This is a genomic window from Qipengyuania sp. ASV99 (genome assembly GCF_047872805.1).
Classification (GTDB): domain Bacteria; phylum Pseudomonadota; class Alphaproteobacteria; order Sphingomonadales; family Sphingomonadaceae; genus Erythrobacter.
On record NZ_JBLQUK010000006.1, the window covers coordinates 136,405 to 156,131 of the forward strand.

The following is a 19,727-nucleotide window of genomic DNA, read 5'->3' on the forward strand; positions in this document are numbered from 1 at the left end:
CGGGGCGGCAGAGGGTTAATCGCCTAGGCCTTCTTGTCGTCGTCGACTTCGGAGAATTCCGCATCGACGACATCTTCGTCCGCAGCATTGTCCGTGGCAGCTTCTTCGCCTGCATCTGCGGCGTCAGGCGCGCTCTCCTGCGTCTGCTTGTAGATTTGCTCGCCCATTTTCATCGCCGCTTGGGTCAATTCCTGAGCCTTGGCGTTGATGTCATCGGCGTCGCCGCCTTCGAGCGCGGTCTTGGTCGCGGCAAGCGCTTCCTCAACCGCAGCCTTGGTTTCGGCGTCGATCTTGTCGCCGTTTTCCTCAAGCTGCTTTTCGGTTGCATGGACAAGGCTATCTGCCTGATTGCGGGCCTCTGCCGCAGCGCGGCGCTTCTTGTCCTCTTCAGCGAATTTTTCTGCGTCCTGCACCATCTGGTCGATGTCGCTGTCCGACAGACCGCCCGAAGCCTGAATCTTGATCGTCTGTTCCTTGCCGGTGCCCTTGTCCCGGGCAGCAACGCTGACGATGCCGTTGGCGTCGATGTCAAAGGTCACCTCGATCTGCGGCACGCCGCGCGGTGCAGGCGGGATGCCGACAAGGTCGAAATTGCCGAGCAGCTTGTTATCCGCAGCCATTTCGCGCTCGCCCTGAAAGACCTTGATCGTTACCGCGTTCTGATTGTCTTCGGCGGTCGAATAGGTCTGGGTCTTTTTGGTCGGGATCGTCGTGTTGCGGTCGATCATGCGGGTGAACACGCCGCCCAGCGTTTCAATCCCCAGCGACAGCGGGGTCACGTCGAGCAGCAGCACATCCTTAACATCGCCCTGCAGCACACCCGCCTGAATGGCCGCGCCCATGGCGACGACTTCATCGGGGTTCACGCCGGTGTGCGGCTTGGCTTCGAAGAACTTCTCCACCACTTCGCGCACTTTCGGCATACGGGTCATGCCGCCGACCAGGATCACTTCGTCGATTTCATCCTTGGAAACGCCCGCATCAGCCAGCGCTTTCTTGCACGGGTCGAGCGTCCGGTTGATAAGCGAGCCGACCAGCTTTTCAAGATCGGCACGGGTGATCGTTTCGACCAGATGGAGCGGAGTTGAAGAACCGCCTTCCATCCGCGCGGTGATGAACGGCAGATTGATCTCGGTAGAGGCCGAGCTGGACAGCTCAATCTTCGCCTTCTCAGCCGCTTCCTTCAGACGTTGAAGCGCGAGCTTGTCGGTCTTCAGATCCATGTTTTCCTTTTTCTTGAAGGAATCAGCGAGATATTCGACAATCGCATTGTCAAAATCTTCGCCGCCAAGGAAGGTGTCGCCATTGGTCGATTTGACCTCAAACACGCCGTCCCCGATTTCAAGGATCGAAACGTCGAAAGTGCCGCCGCCAAGGTCATAGACGGCGATGGTCTTGCCATCTTCCTTGTCCATGCCATAGGCGAGCGCCGCAGCAGTCGGTTCGTTGATGATGCGCAGCACTTCGAGCCCGGCGATCTGCCCGGCATCCTTGGTCGCCTGACGCTGAGCGTCGTTGAAATAGGCCGGAACGGTGATAACCGCCTGCGTCACTTCTTCGCCAAGATAGCTTTCGGCGGTTTCTTTCATCTTTTGCAGGATGAATGCCGAAACCTGGCTGGGCGAATAATCCTCCGACCCCGCCTTGACCCAGGCATCTCCGTTTTTGCCCTTGACGATGGTGTAGGGAACGATGTCCATGTCTTTCTTGGTCGTGGGGTCATCGAACCGGCGACCGATCAGACGCTTGATCGCAAACAGGGTGTTGTCGGGGTTGGTCACCGCCTGACGCTTGGCCGGCTGACCGATCAGGCGTTCACCGTCCTTGGTGAAAGCAACAATCGAAGGCGTCGTGCGCGCACCTTCGGAATTTTCGATAACCTTGGGTTTGCCGCCGTCCATTACCGCAACGCAGCTGTTGGTCGTGCCAAGGTCGATACCGATTACTTTACCCATATTTTCCCATCCATTGGATCATAGTTGGACACCGCGCCTTGCGTTTCCCGAAATTGGCGAAACGGTTCGGCGGCTCGAATATGGGGCGGATATAGGTGCGGTTTCGCTTGGCACAAGAACACCAAGGGCCTAGTTTTTCGCCTATCCCCGATCACGGGCACAACAAGGACAGAACCAGAATGACCACATACAGGATTGCCGCAGCTACGAAACGGGCAGCAACTGCGCTCGCGTTGGGCGCAACTTTCGCATTGGCCGCTTGCGGTTCCGAGGCCGAAACCGTGGCGTCCGCGCCCGAAGGCGTAATCGAAGGTGTGACGATCGAGAATGCGCGGATGGTGCTGGCCCCGGTGCAAGGCAATCCGGCGGCGGTCTATTTCGATTTCTCCTACAATGGGGACCGCGCCTTTTCGCTCGGCCGGGTATCGGTCGAAGGGACGCAAAGTGCGATGATGCATCAATTTGGCGAATATGATTTCAAGGTGCAGATGATGGAAGCGCTGCCGATCCCGGTGACCAATGGCACCAAGGTCGAATTCAAGCCGGGCGATTATCACGTCATGGCGTTTGAAGTGTCCCCTGATCTCAAACCCGGAGACACCACTGAAGTTACCTTGACCGTGTCAGGCGGGGACAAGCACAAATTCACCGCAGACATCCGCGCCGCCGGGGAAGAGCGCTGAACTCTGCTCCTGCCTGCCCGATTGGCGGAGAGCGGCACCTTACGCCGGGCGAGGTCGCGCTGGCTCGCACGGTGTTCGGCGATGCCATAGAATATGGCGAAGTAAAAATCCGGCGGCGCAAATGGTTTGCCTTGCAACCCAAGCGTGTAACCATGGCGCCGCGCGGCCATTTGCACTTTCATCCCGGCGGAGACACCTATTGCGATGATTTTTCCGCGCAGAACGTGCTGCGTCAGGGGCTGCTAATACATGAATTGACCCATGTCTGGCAGACGCAGCAACATGGCAATTGGTATCTCCTGCTCAACCGTCATCCGTTCTGCCGCTATTCATATAGCCTGATGCCCGGACAGCCTTTTCGTGCCTATGGCATCGAACAACAGGCCGAAATCGTGAAGCACGCATTCTGGTTGCGGCACGGGGTCAGGATGGCGGGGATTGCGGATAAATCGGCCTATGACGTGCTGGTCAAATTCGACGGCGCAACTTTGTAGATGAATTTGCCGTAGCGCGCCCCAACGGCACCTGAAAAAAGCGATTGGCGCATGCCTGATGCCGCGTTAGCTCCCCTGAAAGCTGAGGTTAAAGGAGACCGTCATGATCACCGCAGGAAAGCACGAAGGCGCGCATGTCATCACCCTTGACGATGGTAAGGTGAACGCGCTTAACAAGGAAAAGCTGGACGCTCTGGTGGCGGCGCTTGCAGAATCCGCCAGCGACCACGCGCCAGTTGTGATCCGGGGGCGCAAGGGCATTTTCTCTGCCGGATTTGATCTAAAGGGTTTTGCAGCCGGACCGCAGACCGCAATCGCGCAATTGCAGGCGGGCAAGGATGCTATCCTTGCCATTCTGCGCCACCCTGCCCCGGTGGTGACCGTCTGCGAAGGCCACGCCTATCCGATGGGCGCGTTCCTGATGCTGGCGGCGGACCGCGCCATCGGCACCGAAGGCGATTTCGTCTGCGGCATGAATGAAAGCGCAATCGGAATGGCGCTGCCAATATATCCGATGATATTGGGCGCAGCGCGGCTCAATCCGGCCGGGCGCAAGGCGGTCGCCACCGCGCGGATGTTCACCCCGCACGAAGCACGCGAGGCGGGATATTTCGACGATGTCGCCGCGCCAGCGGATGTCGATGCGCTGCTGTCCAAGGTGTTGGGAGAGCTCAAAGCTCTCAATGCCGGAGCATTTGCCGCCAACAAATCGGCGATGAACCGTCAGCTCATCGCCGATATAGAAGCCAGCCCGCTTCCCGATTTCGGCTAAAGGCTGTTACCCCGGCTTTTTGGCCACGGCGACCATTGCGGGGCGCAGCAGGCGGTCCTTTATCATCCAGCCTGCTTGCATTTCCTGAATAACCGTGCCCGGTTCGTGTTCGTCGCTGGGGATTTCCAGCATCGCCTGATGCTGGTTCGGGTCAAGCGGCATGCCCATTGCGGCCACACGTTCGATACCGTTTTGTTTGAACACCTTTTCAAGCTCGCGCTGGGTCGCCTCTAGCCCGATCACGAGCCCTTTCATCTTGTCATCTCCGCGCAGGCTCTCCGGGATCGCCTCAATCGCGCGCGACAGATTGTCGGCCACGCTCAATATATCGCGGGCAAAGCCGGTCGCGGCATAATTGCGTGCATCAACGATGTCTTTCTCTGCACGGCGGCGCACATTCTGTGTTTCGGCCTTGGCATAGAGCACGTCCTGCTTTGCCGCCTCAAGATCGCGGCGCAGATTTTCCAACGCCTCGCCAATTGGATCGGGGCCAGCAGCCTCACACGAATCCTCATCATCAACGAGAAATTCGTCCGGTACGCCCTTCAATTCTGCTTCTGCCGCAGCATCATACTGCGGTTTGTCATTGTCGATCATATGTTCTGAATATCCATTCAAGCAATGAGTTTGCCCAGAGAACGACCAAGGGTTTGCCCCAAGGACCGCGCCGTCAGATCAACCATGGGGACCACGCGCGCGTAATTCAACCTTGTCGGACCGATCACCCCCAGCACTCCGACCACCCTGCCCTCCATATCTCGGTAGGGCGAGGCAATCACCGAAGAACCGGAAAGCCCGAACAATCGGTTCTCGCTGCCGATGAAAATCCGCGTGGCATTGGCATCGCGCGCGCTTTCGAGCAGTGCCGAGACCGATTGCTTGTTTTCCAGATCATCGAGCAGCGATCGGACCCGCTCAATATCGCCCATCGCCGCCTCGTCCAGCAGATTGGCAGCGCCGCGCACGATCAGCACGGGGCGGGCATCGGCATCCTTGCTCCACACCGCCAGCCCGCGTTCGACCAGATCACGGCTCGCCTGATCGAGCTGGGTTTTGCCCGCAGCGATTTCGGCATGCATCGCCTGCGAGGCTTCGGCAAGGGTTCGCCCGGCGAGGCGCGAGGTGATGTAATTGCTTGCCGCCTCCAATGAACCAGCAGCAGCACCGTTCACTGCATTGGCCATGTCGAAGACACGGTTTTCAACCCCGCCATCTTCTCCGACCAGCACCGCCAGCGCGCGGCCCTGTCCCAATGCCACCAGGCTGAACTGCGCCAGCCGTTGTTCACGCGGGGGAACCATGACCATCCCGGCCGCACCCGACAGCTCGGAAAGCAGCGCGCTGGTCTGCTGTAATGCCTGTTCCACCGGTCCGCTTTCCGAAAGCCGGGCCTCGATCTGCGCGCGTTCCTCAGCGGTCGGTTCGGACACGCGCATCATGCCATCCACGAAAATGCGCAGGCCCGCATCGGTCGGCATCCGCCCTGCGCTGGTATGCGGAGCGGCGAGCAGGCCGAGGCTTTCGAGGTCTGCGAGAACCGAGCGGATCGATGCGGACGACAGGTTGATTCCGCTATCGCCTGAAAGCGTCTTTGACCCCACTGGCTGTCCGCTTTCGAGATATTCCTCCACCACGCGCCGAAAAATGTCGCGCGCTCGGATCGTGAGTTCGGTGATGGGAGGAGACGCCATGTGGCTTGAATAGGCAAAGCATCTGATTTCGCCAAGTCTGCGGCTTGCACCCACCAGACATTTGGACCGGAGCTTGCCCCCTGCGCTGTTCACAGCCAAACCGCGCAGCGACACAGCGACTCGCAAACAAGGATCCTAACCATGCGCCCATCAGGACGCGCGCCCGACGAAATGCGCGCCATCACCATCGAAACCGGCTTTACCAAACATGCCGAGGGTTCGTGTCTCATCAGCTTTGGCGGAACGCGGGTGCTATGCACGGCGAGCGTTGAGAAAGGCGTGCCGCCGTGGCTGCGCGGCAAGGGCGAAGGCTGGGTGACGGGCGAATATTCGATGTTGCCGCGCGCCACCCACACCCGCGGCGCACGCGAAGCGGCACGCGGAAAGCAATCGGGACGGACGCAGGAAATTCAGAGGCTGATCGGGCGCTCCTTGCGCGCCGTGGTCGATCTGCAAAAGCTTGGGGAGCGGCAGATCACGCTCGATTGCGATGTGATTCAGGCCGACGGCGGCACCCGCACCGCCTCGATTTCGGGCGCATGGGTCGCATTGCGACTGGCGGTCAATGGCCTGATCGAATCGGGCGCGATCAAAAACGATCCGATTACTGCACAAGTCGCGGCGATTTCCTGCGGCATTTACAAGGGCACACCGGTGCTCGACCTGGATTATGACGAGGATTCAAGCGCCGATGCCGACGCCAATTTTGTTCTGATCGAAGGCGGCAAAATCGCCGAGGTGCAGGCCACGGCAGAGGGCGCAACCTATGATGAGGAAGCGCTGCTGCGCTTGCTCCGTCTAGCCCGGATAGGCTGCGACGGAATTTTCGCTGCACAATTGGATGCGGTAAAATGACCCGGCTGGGGGGCGGGTCGCTGGTGATAGCGACGCACAATGCGGGCAAGCTGAAAGAGATTTCGGCGCTGCTTGCCCCATATGGGGTGAAGTGCATTTCCGCAGGCTCGCTCGGCTTGCCCGAGCCGGCTGAGACCGGCACCACATTTGTGCAGAATGCACTCATCAAGGCGCGCGCGGCTGCGCAGGCTTCGGGTCTGGCAGCGCTCGCCGATGACAGCGGGCTGAGCGTCGATGCGCTGGACGGGCGGCCCGGTGTCTACACCGCAGATTGGGCCGAACGGCAGTGGTTCGAAGGCGCGCCGGGGCGCGACTGGCACATGGCGATGGGCAAAGTCGAAGGGATGCTGCAAGCCATTGGCCCCGAGACCGACCGAACGGCCGCGTTTCATTGCGTGCTGGCTGTCGCTTGGCCCGGCGGCGAACACGCTGTTTACGAAGGGAAATGTGCGGGCTCGCTGACCTGGCCGCCGCGCGGAGCATTGGGTTTTGGCTATGACCCGGTGTTTGTGCCCGAAGGCCGTCAAGAGACATTTGCCGAAATCGCGCCAGAAGAAAAGCACGCCATCAGCCACCGCGCCGATGCCTTTGCGAAACTGGTCGCGGATCAATTTGGCGGCTAGAACCGCCGCATGGCCCGCGCACTCTATATTCACTGGCCCTTCTGCGCGAAGAAATGCCCCTATTGCGACTTCAATTCGCATGTCCGCGACAGTGTTGATGTCGCCCTGTGGAAGTCTGCGCTGCTGGCCGATATGCGCGCGGAAGCGGCGGCGGCGGGGGACGAGACGCTGACCTCGATCTTCTTTGGCGGCGGCACCCCATCGCTGATGCCGCCCGCGCTGGTCGAGCGCCTGCTGCAAGAAGCGCAAGTTTTATGGGGGTTTGCACCCGATATCGAAATCACGCTGGAGGCCAATCCCTCCTCCGTCGAAGCCGCCAATTTCGCCGATTTGGCATTGGCGGGGATCAACCGCGTATCGCTTGGCGTGCAGTCGCTGGAGGACGCGGAGCTGCGCTGGTTGGGGCGGCTTCACGGGGTGCAAGAAGCTTTAAGGGCGCTGCAACTCGCTCAAACATGCTTTCAAAGGGTGAGTTTTGACCTGATCTATGCCCTGCCCGATCAGACCCCTGCGCAATGGGAGGCGCAGCTTACGCAGGCGCTGTCATTCGGCACCTCGCACCTGTCGCTTTACCAGCTCACCATCGAGCCGGGGACCCGGTTTGAAACGGATGTGCGGCGCGGGCGCTTTGCTCCGCTGGATGATGACCGCGCGGCTGACCTCTATGCACTGACTCAGCAACTCACCGCCAGCGCGGGCCTGCCGGCTTATGAGACCAGCAATCACGCCCGCCCCGGTCAGGAAAGCCGGCACAACCTTACCTATTGGCGGTATCAGGATTACGCCGGGATCGGCCCCGGCGCGCATGGCAGGCGGGGTGGTTTTGCGACAGTGCGGCACAAGAAGCCGGAGAATTTCCTCAAAGCCGTGGCGACACGCGGTCACGGCATAGCCGAACAGACCATGCTGCACCAAGACGAGCAAGTGTCCGAGGCGCTGCTCATGGGCCTGCGCCTTGCCGAGGGGATCGACCTTGCCGCGCTGGAGCAACGGTTCGCGCGCGAACGCTCGACGATGGTGAGCGAAAAGGCGCTGGCGACCTACACCGATCTCGGGTTCGTCTGGCAGCGCGGGACCCGCATCGGGATCAATCCCAATGGCATGGCCGTGCTCAACACTCTGATCGAGGTCCTGGTGGCGGATGGGCTGGTGCAGGCATGAGCGCTGCCGATATCCTCGATCAGTGGCGCGCGCACCTTACCGACGCCCGCCGCCGCAGCCCGCATACGGTGCGCGCCTATCTCTCGGCGGCGCAGCGGATCATGGCGGCGCGCGGGCTGGAGGATTGGGAGGGGGTCGCCAGCCTTGAGGGCCAAGATCTGCGCAGCCATCTCGCCGCGCGCCGCAGCGAAGGCATCGCCAATGCCAGCGCCGCGCGCGAACTCTCGGCGCTCAAGGCCTTCATCGCCTATGCCCGCGCCGAAAGCGGCGATCCCGACCCCGCCGCCCCTCGCCTGCGCGGCCCGCGCCTCAAGAAGGGCCTGCCCCGCCCCGTCACCCCGGATGAGGCGGTGAACCTCGCTGATCTGGTCGATGGCACGGCCACCGAGGAATGGATCGGCGCGCGCGACCGGGCGGTGCTGCTGCTGATGTATGGCAGCGGCCTGCGCATTGCAGAGGCGCTGTCGCTGCAAGGCCGTGACGTGCCGCTGGGGGAGACGTTGATGGTAACCGGGAAAGGGGGCAAGCAGCGCTTGGTGCCCATTTTGCCGATCACGCGCGAGGCGGTGGCGGAATATGTGCGGCTGTGCGTATTGCCACTGTCTGCCAAGGAACCCCTGTTTCGCGGAGCCAAGGGCGGTGCGCTGTCGCAAGGCATGGTGCAAAAGGCAATAGCGCGGGCGAGGCGAGCGCTGGGTTTGCCGGATACGGCGACGCCGCATGCCTTGCGGCATTCGTTTGCGACGCATCTGCTCAGCGCAGGCGCGGATTTGCGTAGTTTGCAGGAATTGCTGGGCCACGCCTCGTTGGGTTCGACGCAGATATACACCAAGGTTGATGCGGCACGGATGCTGGAGGATTATCGCAGCGCGCATCCTAGGGTGCGGAAGGGTTGATTGCGTGACATCAGCAAGCGACCTCGTTCCTGCCTACTGCCTTATCGTCGCCCCGGGCTTGACCCGGGGTCCCGCTTATCCTTCACTCCGGCGATGGATCACGAGAACACCGGGGGCTGGGTTTACATCATGGCCGACCGCTATCGCGGCACGCTGTAGTCGGTGTTACCGCCGATCTGCCGTTCAGAATCAGTCTGCACCGTGAGGGGACGGGTTCTGATTTCTGCGCGCGATACGGCTTGAAGAGGCTGGTCTGGGCGGAGCAATGTGAGGCGATCCACGCCGCAATAGCACAGGAAAAGCGTATCAAACGCTGGCGCCGCCAGTGGAAGTTTGAACTGATCGAGAAAGCCAACCCGGGATGGGACGATCTGTTTGTATCCTTGGCGTGAAGACCTCGAAGCAAGCGGGACCCCGGGTCAAGCCCGGGGCGACGGGATGGCGGTAACCCACCCAATGCCGGTAAAAGGTTAGCCAGACCCTAGCCTCTAAGAGCAGATTCAGTCCCCCAACCGCGCCTCAATCGCGTCCCAGATCATTCCCGGCAGGTCCGTCCCGTCGAACTCCGAAATCGCCACGATCCCCGTCGGCGAAGTCACGTTGATCTCGGTCAGCCATTTGCCGCCGATCACGTCGATGCCAACAAAGGTCAGCCCCAACCGCTTCAAATCCGGCCCCATCGCCTCGCAAATCTCGATCTCGCGCTCCGTCAGCTCGGTCTTTTGCGCGCTTCCGCCCATTGCCAGGTTGCTTCGGAACTCGCCCTCGCCCGGTATGCGGTTGATTGCGCCAGCGATCTCTCCGTCTATCAGGACGATGCGCTTGTCGCCCTCGGCCACTTCGGGGAGGAAGGGCTGGACCATATGCGGTTCGGGCCAGGTCTGGTTGAACACCTCGAACAGCGCAGTGAGGTTGTCGCCGCTTTCCGGCACGCGGAAAATCGCCTTGCCGCCATTGCCGTGGATGGGCTTCACCACCACTGCGCCGTGCTCCGCCATGAAGCGGCGCACTTCGTCCACGTTGCGGGTCACCAAAGTCGGCGGCATGAAGCGGCGGTAATCGAGCACCATCACCTTTTCTGGCGCATTGCGGACGCTGGCGGGATCGTTGACCACCAGCGTCTCGCCCTTGATCCGTTCGAGCAGATGGGTCGCGGTGATATAGCCCATGTCGAAGGGCGGGTCTTGCCGCATCAAAACCACGTCGATATCGCGCCCAAGGTCGAGCCGGACGCCCGCGCCTTTCTCGAAATGGTCGCCCACCACGCGGCGGACTTTCACCGGGAAGCACTGCGCATAAAGCCGGTCATCAGCGTCCAATGTCAGGCTTTCGACGTGATATTCGAGCACCTCATACCCGCGTTCCTGCGCGGCGAGCATCAGCGCGAAACTGCTGTCGCCCTTGATGTTGATGTTTTCGATGGGGTCCATCTGGACCGCGATTTTTAGGGTCAAACCTTAACTCCATTCGTCATTGCGAGCGTAGCGAAGCAATCCAGTGCCCAACGCGCAAACGCTCTGGATTGCCGCGCCGCTTCGCTCCTCGCAATGACGAAAGAGCGGGCATTTCAAGGCATCCACGCGTTTTCAATGTGGCGCGGCCTGCTGCCGGGTGCAAGCAGGATAACGTCGATCCGCAAGTCTTCGCCGCCGGTTGCATATTCATGCGCCACTATCTCCACCGCGGCTGCCACCCGTGCTAGCCGGCGTTCGTCGATCGCAGTGTCGAGATCGGCGGCGCGCTTGCGCCACTTGACCTCGATAAAGGCGACAAGACCGGGTTTGCGCGCGATCAGGTCAATCTCTCCCAGCTTGGTCTTGACCCTTTCGGCGACCACCTGCCAGCCTTGCTGCATCAGCCACTGCGCTGCCTGCGCCTCACCCTCCCGGCCTTTCCGGTCTGCGATGACGCGCTTTTCACTCATTGCGATTTCAGCTCGACCGCGCGGGCGTAGAGCGTCTGGCGGTCCATCCCGGTCAGTCTGGCGACCGTTCCCGCAGCCTTGCTGGCGCTCATTTCCTCCAGCGCCTCGCGCAGCAGCGCGTCGGAATCATGCGCCGTCACCTGTTCAGCCGGTGGGCCGACCAGCAAGACAATCTCGCCCTTGGGTGGGTGCGCCGTGTAATATTCTGCCAGCTCAGCAGCCAGCCCGCTGCGGCATTCTTCATGCAGTTTGGTCAGTTCGCGCGCGACGGCGATCTCGCGCTTCGGCCAGATATCGGCCATCACCGAAAGGCTGCGGACCAGACGCGGCCCGGTTTCGTAGAAGATCAGCGTCGCATCAACCCCGTCAAGGCTTCCCAGCATGTCGGCCCGCGCCTTGTCCTTTACCGGTAGGAAACCGGCGAACAGAAACCGGTCATTGGGCAGGCCTGATAACGTCAATCCGGCAATCGCCGCGCAGGCACCGGGAACGACCGCGACGTTGACACCGGCCTCTCGCGCTGCGCGCACGAGCCGGTAACCGGGATCGGAAATCAGCGGGGTTCCGGCATCGCTGACCAGCGCCACAGGCGCTTGCCGGGACTGCTCGATCAGCCATTGGCGTGTTTCCACCGTGGCGTGATCGTCATAACGCTGCATCCGGGTTTCGGCTCCGATGGCCTTGAGCAATTTGCCCGTAACCCGCGTGTCTTCGCAGGCGATGATCTGCGCGCGGCGCAGCACGTCGACGCCTCGCATCGTTATGTCGCCAAGATTGCCAATCGGCGTTGCAACAATATACAGACCCGGTTCAAGAGGTTTGATAAAGACAGATTCAGGGGCCGGCGTGTTCACACCCGGCCTAATGAAGCAGCGATCAGGGGTCGGCAAGAATGAAGCTATCGGCGAAACCGGTTTTTATGCGGGAATGGATGCGAAACCTTGCGCGGGGGATCAACCGCCGCAGTCTGGCAGCAGCGGGCACGGCGGCGCTGCTGGCCGGGTGCCAGGTCATCCCCAAGACCGAAACCGTGGTAACCGCCCCGCCCCCCGCTCCCGCGCCTCAACCCAGCGCGACGGCGCTGCCAACCGACGCGACAAGGCACCGGGTTGCCTTGCTGGTGCCGATGGGCGGTAGCGCTGCCGAAGTGGGTCAGGCGCTGGCCAATGCCACCACGATGGCGCTGCTCGATACCAATGCGGAAAACCTGCGGATCACCACCTATGACACCTCGCGCGGTGCGGCGGCAGCGGCACGTCAGGCGATTGCGGATGGCAACAAGCTGATCCTTGGCCCTTTGATGGCTGACAATGTCCCTGCAGTGCAGGCTGCGGCGCGGCCCGCCAATGTCCCGGCCATCGCCTTTTCCAACGATGCCACGGTCGCCAGCGCGGATGTGTTCGTGATCGGACATATCCCCGAACAATCGATCCGCCGCACGGTCCGATTTGCTCGCGAGAATGGGTCAAACAATTTCGGCGCGCTGATGCCCGAAGGCGATTATGGCCAACGATCCTATAACGCGCTGCAAAACTCACTGAGCGATTATGGCGGCAATCTGGTCGCGTTTGAACGCTATGCGCGCGGCAACACTTCGATTGTTGGTGCGGCGCAGCGGCTGCGCACACGCGGCGGTTACGACACGGTGCTGATCGCAGATGGCGCGCGACTCGCGGTTCAGGCTGCGGGCGAATTGCGCAGCGACGGGGCCGAGGGCACTCGTATTCTCGGCACCGAATTGTGGAGCGGCGAATCCGCCCTTGCCCGCGCCAGTTCGGTCAATGGCGCGATGTTCTCGGCCGTTTCGGATCAGCGCTTTCGTCGGTTCTCCGACAGCTACGAGGCGCGATTTGGCACCAAGCCGTTTCGTATTGCGACGCTGGGCTATGATGCGGTGCTGCTGACCCTGCGCATCGCGCGCGATTGGCGCGTCGGCAGCGATTTTCCGGTCAGCCGGATGTATGATCGCGGCGGGTTTCTGGGCGTCGATGGCGCGTTCCGCTTTGATCGCGGCGGGGTCGCCGAACGCGCGCTCGAAGTGCGCGAGGTGCGCGGGGACCAAGTGATTGCCCTTGACCCCGCACCCACCAGCTTTGGCGGCTGATATCCGCGCAAAACGCTGACCCTCGCGCTTGTGAGCAGGGATTGCCTGCGCCTATATCGGGCGCATGTCTGACGATCTGTTTGAAAACACGCCTACCTCCAGCGGCGATTACGATTCTTCCTCTATCGAAGTGCTCGAAGGGTTGGAGCCGGTTCGCCGCCGCCCGGGCATGTATATCGGCGGGACCGATGACCGAGCGTTGCACCATCTCGCCGCAGAGGTGCTCGACAACGCCATGGACGAAGCCGTCGCCGGTCACGCCACGCGCATCGAAATGCGGCTTGACGAAGGCAACCGGCTGCATGTTTCGGACAATGGGCGGGGCATTCCGGTGGACGAACACCCCAAATTTCCCGGCAAATCGACGCTGGAGGTGATCCTTTCCACGCTCCATTCGGGCGGCAAGTTCTCGGGAAAGGCCTATGCCACCAGTGGCGGGCTGCACGGGGTCGGGGTGAGCGTGGTCAACGCTTTGTCGTCGCACACACGGGTGGAGGTGGCGCGCGACAAACAATTATACGCGCAGGAATTTTCACGCGGGATCACGCTAGGCAAGATCGAAACTGTGGGCGCGGCGCCCAATCGGCGCGGAACTATGGTCAGCTTTACGCCCGACACAGAGATTTTCGGCGACCGGCAATTCAAACCCGCGCGCCTGTTCAAACTCGCCCGTTCGAAGGCCTATCTGTTCGCGGGTGTGGAAATTCGCTGGAAATGCGCCGTCAGCCTCACCAGCGACGACGTGCCAGCAGAGGCGGTGTTCAAATTTCCCGGCGGGCTTGCAGATCACCTTGCCGAACAGGTTGGCGCGCGCGAATGTGTGACGGCGCAGCCGTTTACCGGGCGACAGGATTTTGCGGGCGATCAGGGCCGTGCCGAATGGGCGATCGCCTGGCCGCTCTATTCAGACGGTTCGACCAGTTGGTATTGCAACACCGTCCCTACTCCCGACGGCGGCACCCATGAACAGGGCCTGCGCGGGGCGCTGACCAAGGCATTGCGCAGTTTTGGCGAGTTGACCGGCGCCAAGAAAGCCAAGGACATCTCTGCCGATGATGTGATGAACGGTGCAGAGGTGATGCTCAGCGTGTTCATCCGCGATCCGCAATTCCAGTCGCAGACCAAGGATCGGCTGACCTCCCCGGAGGCCGCACGTCTGGTGGAAAGCGCGGTGCGCGATCACTTCGACCATTTCCTCTCCGACAATATGGAGCGCGGCAAGGCGCTGCTTGGCGAAGTGATGGAGCGCATGGATGAACGCCTGAAGCGCAAACAGGAACGCGAGATCAAGCGCAAGACCGCGACCAATGCCAAGAAATTGCGCCTGCCCGGCAAGCTCACCGATTGCAGCGGTGAGGGAACCCGCGAAACCGAACTGTTTATCGTCGAAGGTGACAGCGCCGGGGGCAGCGCGAAACAGGCGCGCGACCGCAAATCTCAGGCCATCCTGCCAATCCGGGGCAAGATCCTCAACGTCGCCAGCGCCACCGCCGACAAGATCCGCGCCAACAGCGAAATCGCTGACCTGACGCTGGCGATGGGCTGCGGCACGCGCAAGGACTGCGACGCGCAGGACCTGCGTTATGACCGGATCATCATCATGACCGACGCCGATGTTGATGGCGCGCATATTGCGACTCTGTTGATGACGTTTTTCTTTCAGGAAATGCCCGATGTCGTGCGCAGCGGTTCGCTCTATCTGGCGCAGCCGCCGCTCTACCGCCTTACTGCTGGCAAAGAGAGCCGCTATGCCCGCGACGATGCACACCGGGCCGAACTGGAAGCAACCGTGTTCAAGGGCAAAAAGGTCGAGGTGGGCCGGTTCAAAGGGCTTGGCGAAATGAACCCGCAGCAATTGCGCGAAACCACGATGAACCCGGAAACCCGTTCGCTGGTGCGCATCACCCTGCCAACCGAAAACGAACAGCGTTTCGCGGTCAAGGAACTGGTCGATCAATTGATGGGCCGCAATCCCGAACACCGTTTCAACTTCATCCAAAACCGCGCGGGCGAAATTAACCGGGACATGATTGATGCGTGAGGTCGGAGAAGACTTATGTGGTGGCTAGCTGTCGCGTTTGGAGCAATGATCCTATTTTTCATTGTCCGCAAATTTTTCAAAATTCGAATGCAGCTCCAAATTCAGGAAGCGATCAAGCAGCATGTCTGGTTTGCCTATAGAATGCTCAAGCCATTCGATACCGAGATCAACCCAAGGATCTGGAAGGATCGATATTTCTTAGGCTACATTCAGGGCTACGAAGCATTTTTGATAAAGTTCTCAGCACCCAATCTCTCTCCTGTAGAGAAAGGATCAATCGGCGTTCGCGCCATGCAGGAGCTTGTGCCCGATAACTTCAGCGACGTATTGGAGTTGGTTTCCGATCTCTACGTCTCCAAGAGTCCAGCCTTCATGCGTGGAATGCAACATGGTGGCGATGTTGCGATTCTTATGAGCGACAAAGCTGGTCCGGAGCTGCTTGCTGACGCCGACGTGCAGTCAGTCTTGCGAGAGGCTCCTTCGGCTAGCGAGCTTTCTTCTACGTTAGGTATGGATGCCCCTGTAGGGCAAACTGCAACGGCTGGTGGACTGTTGATGCAATTGCATCTCAGCAGGCATCGCGAACAGATTGACTGGTAGCAAACCTGACCAATGGTTGAGAAGAAATACCCTGACCCGCGCGAGGAAGACATCGTTTATGGCGACCGCCGCCTTTCACGCCCCGATGTGTCGCTGCCAGATTGGGAAGTGCCCGACGGCACCTATCGCCCGGTTCCGATAGTCTGGTTCACCGGGGCATTGTTTGCGCAGATATTCCTGACCGGTTTTCTGTTTCTCATGCTGGTAGGCCAGAACGGGTGGCTGGCAATTGCCTTCACCGCGCTGTCAAGCGGGGCCATCGGGGCATGGACATGGCAGCGAGGCATGGGAGAGGCCGGTGCAGGCTGGAAGATCGGAACCATTACCATGCTGGCGTTCTGGTTTGTGCTGTTTGCCTTCGCAGCGAGCACCAGAATTTAGTCCGCGCGAAATTTCGCAGCGTCCATGTAAGAAATCCCCGCACTGACAGACTAAGGGGGGCATGACACTTTCGGCTGAAACCCTTTACCGACAAGCGGGCGAACAATTTGCCCCCGCGATTGCCCGGCTTGCCCGCGCAGTAGAGCGCGACGCGGATAAGGCGCGCGATCTGGAGCAGGAAATGCACTGCGCGCTGTGGGCCAGCCTGGCGCGGTTTAACGGCGAATGTGCGCTCAAGACCTGGGTTTACCGGGTGGCGCACAATGTCGCTGCCGATCATGTCGCCAAATCCATTCGCGGCCCGCGCAAGGCGCCGCTCGAAGACATCGACACGCTTCCCACTGCTGATCCCGCATTTGGCCTCGCCGCTGGAAACCCGGAAACCGATGCTGCCGAATCCTTGGTGATGGCAAGGGTTGCAGGATTGATCCGACTGCTTCCCGCTGTCGACGCGCAGACTATTGTGCTGTGGCTCGAGGGGGAAAGCACCGCCGACATTGCCGAGATCACCGGCCTGTCACCCGGCGCGGTCAGCGTCCGGGTCCACCGTGTCAAAGCGCTGCTCGCCGCCCATTTTGAACACCCAATAGATGCAGGAGCCCCCCGATGAGCCTCCCTCCCCTTCCCGCATGGCAGAACGCTGCGCAGGACGCGCATTTCAGCGATCCCGCTGCCTGCGCCGCGCGCGCGGCGACTTTCGAACGCAGCATCAAATGGCGCAACCGCATGGAATATGCGGCGGGTGTGCTGATCACGGTGGTGTTTGGCAGCGCGTCGATTGGTGCGGCGAGCAAGGGCGAAGCGGTCATTGCCTTTGGTCTGGCTGTTATCATTGCCGGGGTCTGGCTGGCGCTGTGGAATTTGCAGCGGCGCGCGGGCAACCGGCTCAGACATCCGGAAGAAGCGTGCCTGGTGCATCTCAAACTGCAATATCAGCGCCAATACGAGGCGCTGCGCGCGGTGCCGCTGTGGTATATCGGACCTATGGTGCCGGGGGTCTTGCTGTTCTATTTTGGCATTACCCAAGGCACGGCACAGACGCTTGGCTGGGCGGCGGCGGTAAAGGGTGCGATAGGGCCGTTCCTTTTCAGTTTTGGCATCTTTGCAGCGATTGCGATCGCAAACCTGATTGCGGCGCGGGCGTTAAAGCGAAAAATTGACGGCTTAAACAATCTTGCCTGAGCTTGGTCGGCGATCCCTCTGGCTCTTGGAAAGACGGAGACTAATAATGCTACTCAATACAAATTCGGTTCGGCATGTTTCGCTTGTCGCAAGAATGCTTGCCGCACCGGCTTTGCTGCTTGCCTCCCCGGCGGCGGCGCAGGATAGCGAGGCCGTGACCGCGCTGACCCATGAACAAACCGCCATCGAAGCGCGCGCAGATCAAGTCGTCGCCGTGGTGAATGGCGAGCTTGCGCCTGAGGAGGTGTTTACCGATGGCTTTCTTGCCGCCGTCCCTCCCGCGCAACTTGCCGAAATATCAAGGCAGTTGACGGGTCAGTTTGGGGCAGCGCTGACGGTGGAGAGCCTCGATCCGGCGGCTGGCACTCGCGCGGGATTGGCGATTCGCATGGAGCGGGCGATTGCGCGCGGCGGTATCGCGATTGACCCTGACGATGATAACAGGATCAGCGAACTGCTGTTTCAGACCTTCGACCCTATCGATGACACACCAGCTAAGATCGAAACCGATCTCGCGGCATTACCTGGAGAGGTCAGCTATTTCTTTGGCCCGCTGGGTGGCTCAGACCCGGTTCTGGCGCGCGCTGTGGACGCACAGATGGCGCTGGGATCGACCTTTAAACTCTACGTGCTCGCCGCGCTCGCCAGCGAGATTGCCGATGGGAAACGGTCATGGAACGATGTGGTCACGTTGAACACCCGCAGCTTTCCCAGCGGGATGATGCAGGATTGGCCCGAGAACGCACCGGTGACGCTGCACACATTGGCCAGCCTGATGATTTCGATCAGCGACAACACCGCCACTGATCAGCTCATCCGGCTGCTGGGCCGCGACGCGGTGTTGCAGGTCATGATCGACAGCGGTCACAGCCAGCCCGCGCTCAACAATCCATTTCTGACCACGCGCGAATTGTTCCTGTTAAAGGGCGGCGCAGATGGTCTGGCGCCCGCCTATTCTGCTGGTGACACAGCGACGCGGCTGGGTATTCTTGGCGAGCTTGAACGCAACCCAGCCAGTCTGGCGCAGATCAACGCCGTGTTTGCAAACGGCCCCGTCAATATTGATGTCGAATGGTTTGCCAGCGCCGCTGATCTGATGGGTCTGTTCGCTTTCATGCAGGAAAACGCCGACGCGCGCGCGTTCGAGGTCATGGCGATCAATCCTTCCATGCCGGGCAATATCCGCGAAAACTGGGCCTATGCCGGGTTCAAGGGCGGGTCGGAGCCGGGCGTGCTCAACCTCACCTGGCTGCTGAAAGATCACGAAGGCCGCGATCATGCGCTGGTGCTGAGCTGGAACAACCCGCAGGCAAGCCTCGATCAGACCGCGCTGGAATTGATTGGGCAGCGGATATTGTCGCTGTCCCACTAGGCCGCTCTCTGCGACCGGTTGCTGGACTATTCCCAAAACCGACAGGCGCGCCCCCCTTGCGCAGGTCCGCGCAGCCCCTTATCGCGGCGCTCAAATATTCCGTTTTGAAGGGAAACCCATGAGCGACCAGACGTCCGATCCGCACCGTTTTGAAGGCACCAGCGATTACATTGCAACTGACGATCTGAAAGTTGCCGTCAACGCCGCTGTTACCTTGCGCCGTCCGCTGCTCGTCAAGGGCGAGCCAGGCACGGGCAAAACTGTGCTGGCCTATGAAATTTCCAAGGCGATCGGTGCGCCGCTGATCGAATGGAACATCAAATCGACGACCAAAGCGCAACAGGGCCTGTATGAATATGACGCGGTCGCCCGTCTGCGCGATGGCCAGTTGGGCGAAGAGCGCGTCCATGACATTCGCAATTACATCAAGAAGGGCAAATTGTGGGAGGCTTTCACTTCGCCCGAATTGCCCGTTCTGCTGATCGATGAGATCGACAAGGCCGACATCGAATTTCCGAACGATTTGTTGCAGGAACTCGACCGGATGAGCTTTGACGTTTACGAAACGCAGGAGCGGATCGAGGCGAAGGAACGCCCGGTGGTGGTCATCACGTCGAACAATGAAAAGGAACTGCCCGACGCATTCCTGCGCCGCTGTTTCTTTCACTATATCAAATTCCCCGACCGCGAGACGATGCAGGCGATCATCGACGTCCATTATCCCGGCATCCAGAAAGCGCTGGTGAAGAAGGCGATGGATATCTTCTACGAACTGCGCGACGTGCCGGGTCTGAAGAAGAAACCTTCGACCAGCGAATTGCTCGACTGGCTGAAACTGCTGCTGAATGAGGACATGCCGCTGGAGGTGCTGCAGGACAGCAATCCCAACAGCGCGATCCCCCCGCTGCACGGCGCGCTGCTCAAGAACGAGCAGGACGTGATGCTGTTCGAACGCCTCGCCTTCATGGCGCGGCGCAACCCGAGCTGAGGCAT

General features: G+C 60.6%; 21 protein-coding genes and 1 pseudogene. 16 read left to right on the forward strand and 6 right to left on the reverse strand.

Going from position 1 to position 19,727, the window contains the following annotated elements; all coding sequences use genetic code 11:
• Positions 1 to 23: 23 nt before the first annotated feature.
• Positions 24 to 1,955, reverse strand: a complete 1,932-nt coding sequence (dnaK, locus tag ACM64M_RS09060; protein WP_416228359.1) for a molecular chaperone DnaK — start codon at positions 1,953 to 1,955, stop codon at positions 24 to 26.
• Positions 1,956 to 2,134: 179 nt separating this feature from the next.
• Here dnaK and ACM64M_RS09065 point away from each other — a divergent pair, with 179 nt between their 5' ends.
• The 3 genes from ACM64M_RS09065 (at position 2,135) to ACM64M_RS09075 (ending at position 3,904) form a co-directional block, all read left to right on the forward strand.
• Complete coding sequence (locus ACM64M_RS09065; protein WP_416228360.1) at positions 2,135 to 2,638, forward strand: copper chaperone PCu(A)C; 504 nt, start codon at positions 2,135 to 2,137, stop codon at positions 2,636 to 2,638.
• A 20-nt stretch (positions 2,639 to 2,658) separates the two neighbouring features.
• On the forward strand, positions 2,659 to 3,132 hold the full coding sequence (locus tag ACM64M_RS09070) for a vgr related protein (protein ID WP_416228403.1): 474 nt from the start codon (positions 2,659 to 2,661) through the stop codon (positions 3,130 to 3,132).
• Positions 3,133 to 3,235: 103 nt separating this feature from the next.
• Positions 3,236 to 3,904: a crotonase/enoyl-CoA hydratase family protein gene (locus tag ACM64M_RS09075; RefSeq protein WP_416228361.1), complete on the forward strand. Its 669-nt coding sequence runs from the start codon at positions 3,236 to 3,238 to the stop codon at positions 3,902 to 3,904.
• 6 nt (positions 3,905 to 3,910) lie between these two features.
• Here ACM64M_RS09075 and ACM64M_RS09080 read toward each other — a convergent pair whose 3' ends face one another.
• Entirely contained in the window at positions 3,911 to 4,501 is a 591-nt protein-coding gene (locus ACM64M_RS09080; RefSeq protein ID WP_416228362.1) for a nucleotide exchange factor GrpE, read from the reverse strand.
• Between the two features lie 17 nt (positions 4,502 to 4,518).
• Positions 4,519 to 5,595, reverse strand: a complete 1,077-nt coding sequence (gene hrcA / locus ACM64M_RS09085; RefSeq protein ID WP_416228363.1) for a heat-inducible transcriptional repressor HrcA — start codon at positions 5,593 to 5,595, stop codon at positions 4,519 to 4,521.
• Positions 5,596 to 5,736: 141 nt separating this feature from the next.
• Between hrcA and rph the strand changes: the two genes are divergently transcribed.
• The 5 genes and pseudogenes from rph to ACM64M_RS09110 all read left to right on the forward strand — a co-directional run bounded on the left by rph (position 5,737) and on the right by ACM64M_RS09110 (position 9,522).
• Complete coding sequence (rph, locus tag ACM64M_RS09090; protein WP_416228364.1) at positions 5,737 to 6,450, forward strand: ribonuclease PH; 714 nt, start codon at positions 5,737 to 5,739, stop codon at positions 6,448 to 6,450.
• The gene (gene rdgB, locus ACM64M_RS09095; RefSeq protein WP_416228365.1) at positions 6,447 to 7,073 is read left to right on the forward strand and encodes an RdgB/HAM1 family non-canonical purine NTP pyrophosphatase; all 627 of its coding nucleotides are present in this window, start codon (positions 6,447 to 6,449) and stop codon (positions 7,071 to 7,073) included. Before rph ends, rdgB begins: the two co-directional genes overlap by 4 nt.
• 9 nt (positions 7,074 to 7,082) lie before the next feature.
• Positions 7,083 to 8,234, forward strand: a complete 1,152-nt coding sequence (gene hemW, locus ACM64M_RS09100) for a radical SAM family heme chaperone HemW (protein ID WP_416228366.1) — start codon at positions 7,083 to 7,085, stop codon at positions 8,232 to 8,234.
• Positions 8,231 to 9,130: a tyrosine recombinase XerC gene (locus tag ACM64M_RS09105; RefSeq protein WP_416228367.1), complete on the forward strand. Its 900-nt coding sequence runs from the start codon at positions 8,231 to 8,233 to the stop codon at positions 9,128 to 9,130. Before hemW ends, ACM64M_RS09105 begins: the two co-directional genes overlap by 4 nt.
• A gap of 93 nt (positions 9,131 to 9,223) precedes the next feature.
• Positions 9,224 to 9,522 (forward strand): annotated as a pseudogene (locus ACM64M_RS09110) (GIY-YIG nuclease family protein).
• Between the two features lie 108 nt (positions 9,523 to 9,630).
• Here ACM64M_RS09110 and gshB read toward each other — a convergent pair.
• From gshB to rsmI, 3 genes are all read right to left on the reverse strand, one after another.
• Entirely contained in the window at positions 9,631 to 10,584 is a 954-nt protein-coding gene (gene gshB / locus ACM64M_RS09115; protein WP_416228368.1) for a glutathione synthase, read from the reverse strand.
• Positions 10,585 to 10,697: 113 nt separating this feature from the next.
• The gene (locus tag ACM64M_RS09120; RefSeq protein WP_416228369.1) at positions 10,698 to 11,054 is read right to left on the reverse strand and encodes a YraN family protein; all 357 of its coding nucleotides are present in this window, start codon (positions 11,052 to 11,054) and stop codon (positions 10,698 to 10,700) included.
• Positions 11,051 to 11,908 (reverse strand): 16S rRNA (cytidine(1402)-2'-O)-methyltransferase, encoded by an 858-nt coding sequence (gene rsmI, locus ACM64M_RS09125; protein ID WP_416228370.1) that lies wholly within the window; start codon positions 11,906 to 11,908, stop codon positions 11,051 to 11,053. The genes ACM64M_RS09120 and rsmI overlap by 4 nt, the downstream gene beginning before the upstream one ends.
• A 77-nt stretch (positions 11,909 to 11,985) precedes the next feature.
• Between rsmI and ACM64M_RS09130 the strand changes: the two genes are divergently transcribed.
• The 8 genes from ACM64M_RS09130 (at position 11,986) to ACM64M_RS09165 (ending at position 19,722) form a co-directional block, all read left to right on the forward strand.
• Positions 11,986 to 13,158, forward strand: coding sequence for a penicillin-binding protein activator (locus ACM64M_RS09130; protein ID WP_416228404.1), 1,173 nt, complete (start codon positions 11,986 to 11,988; stop codon positions 13,156 to 13,158).
• Between the two features lie 64 nt (positions 13,159 to 13,222).
• Entirely contained in the window at positions 13,223 to 15,199 is a 1,977-nt protein-coding gene (parE, locus tag ACM64M_RS09135) for a DNA topoisomerase IV subunit B (protein ID WP_416228371.1), read from the forward strand.
• Between the two features lie 45 nt (positions 15,200 to 15,244).
• Positions 15,245 to 15,799, forward strand: a complete 555-nt coding sequence (locus ACM64M_RS09140; RefSeq protein ID WP_416228372.1) for a hypothetical protein — start codon at positions 15,245 to 15,247, stop codon at positions 15,797 to 15,799.
• Between the two features lie 12 nt (positions 15,800 to 15,811).
• Complete coding sequence (locus tag ACM64M_RS09145; protein WP_416228373.1) at positions 15,812 to 16,180, forward strand: hypothetical protein; 369 nt, start codon at positions 15,812 to 15,814, stop codon at positions 16,178 to 16,180.
• A 61-nt stretch (positions 16,181 to 16,241) separates the two neighbouring features.
• Positions 16,242 to 16,790 carry an RNA polymerase sigma factor gene (locus ACM64M_RS09150; protein WP_416228374.1) on the forward strand — a complete coding sequence of 183 codons (549 nt, stop codon included), beginning with the start codon at positions 16,242 to 16,244 and terminating at the stop codon, positions 16,788 to 16,790.
• A complete protein-coding gene (locus tag ACM64M_RS09155) occupies positions 16,787 to 17,362 on the forward strand; it encodes a hypothetical protein (RefSeq protein ID WP_416228375.1) in 576 nt (191 codons plus the stop codon). The genes ACM64M_RS09150 and ACM64M_RS09155 overlap by 4 nt, the downstream gene beginning before the upstream one ends.
• Positions 17,363 to 17,408: 46 nt before the next feature.
• Positions 17,409 to 18,734, forward strand: a complete 1,326-nt coding sequence (locus ACM64M_RS09160) for a serine hydrolase (protein WP_416228376.1) — start codon at positions 17,409 to 17,411, stop codon at positions 18,732 to 18,734.
• A 118-nt stretch (positions 18,735 to 18,852) separates the two neighbouring features.
• Positions 18,853 to 19,722 carry an AAA family ATPase gene (locus tag ACM64M_RS09165; RefSeq protein WP_416228377.1) on the forward strand — a complete coding sequence of 290 codons (870 nt, stop codon included), beginning with the start codon at positions 18,853 to 18,855 and terminating at the stop codon, positions 19,720 to 19,722.
• Positions 19,723 to 19,727: the final 5 nt, after the last annotated feature.

Bases quoted from the DNA above. Each gene is read 5' to 3' on its own strand.
- ACM64M_RS09130 (WP_416228404.1), top strand. From the start codon at position 11,986: ATGCGAAACCTTGCGCGGGGGATCAACCGCCGCAGTCTGGCAGCAGCG.
- ACM64M_RS09145 (WP_416228373.1), top strand. From the start codon at position 15,812: ATGGTTGAGAAGAAATACCCTGACCCGCGCGAGGAAGACATCGTTTAT.
- hemW (WP_416228366.1), top strand. From the start codon at position 7,083: ATGGCCCGCGCACTCTATATTCACTGGCCCTTCTGCGCGAAGAAATGC.
- ACM64M_RS09140 (WP_416228372.1), top strand. From the start codon at position 15,245: ATGATCCTATTTTTCATTGTCCGCAAATTTTTCAAAATTCGAATGCAG.
- hrcA (WP_416228363.1), bottom strand. From the start codon at position 5,595: ATGGCGTCTCCTCCCATCACCGAACTCACGATCCGAGCGCGCGACATT.
- ACM64M_RS09065 (WP_416228360.1), top strand. From the start codon at position 2,135: ATGACCACATACAGGATTGCCGCAGCTACGAAACGGGCAGCAACTGCG.
- ACM64M_RS09155 (WP_416228375.1), top strand. From the start codon at position 16,787: ATGAGCCTCCCTCCCCTTCCCGCATGGCAGAACGCTGCGCAGGACGCG.
- parE (WP_416228371.1), top strand. From the start codon at position 13,223: ATGTCTGACGATCTGTTTGAAAACACGCCTACCTCCAGCGGCGATTAC.
- dnaK (WP_416228359.1), bottom strand. From the start codon at position 1,955: ATGGGTAAAGTAATCGGTATCGACCTTGGCACGACCAACAGCTGCGTT.
- ACM64M_RS09105 (WP_416228367.1), top strand. From the start codon at position 8,231: ATGAGCGCTGCCGATATCCTCGATCAGTGGCGCGCGCACCTTACCGAC.
- rdgB (WP_416228365.1), top strand. From the start codon at position 6,447: ATGACCCGGCTGGGGGGCGGGTCGCTGGTGATAGCGACGCACAATGCG.
- ACM64M_RS09080 (WP_416228362.1), bottom strand. From the start codon at position 4,501: ATGATCGACAATGACAAACCGCAGTATGATGCTGCGGCAGAAGCAGAA.
- rph (WP_416228364.1), top strand. From the start codon at position 5,737: ATGCGCCCATCAGGACGCGCGCCCGACGAAATGCGCGCCATCACCATC.
- ACM64M_RS09120 (WP_416228369.1), bottom strand. From the start codon at position 11,054: ATGAGTGAAAAGCGCGTCATCGCAGACCGGAAAGGCCGGGAGGGTGAG.
- ACM64M_RS09075 (WP_416228361.1), top strand. From the start codon at position 3,236: ATGATCACCGCAGGAAAGCACGAAGGCGCGCATGTCATCACCCTTGAC.
- ACM64M_RS09165 (WP_416228377.1), top strand. From the start codon at position 18,853: ATGAGCGACCAGACGTCCGATCCGCACCGTTTTGAAGGCACCAGCGAT.
- ACM64M_RS09160 (WP_416228376.1), top strand. From the start codon at position 17,409: ATGCTACTCAATACAAATTCGGTTCGGCATGTTTCGCTTGTCGCAAGA.
- ACM64M_RS09150 (WP_416228374.1), top strand. From the start codon at position 16,242: ATGACACTTTCGGCTGAAACCCTTTACCGACAAGCGGGCGAACAATTT.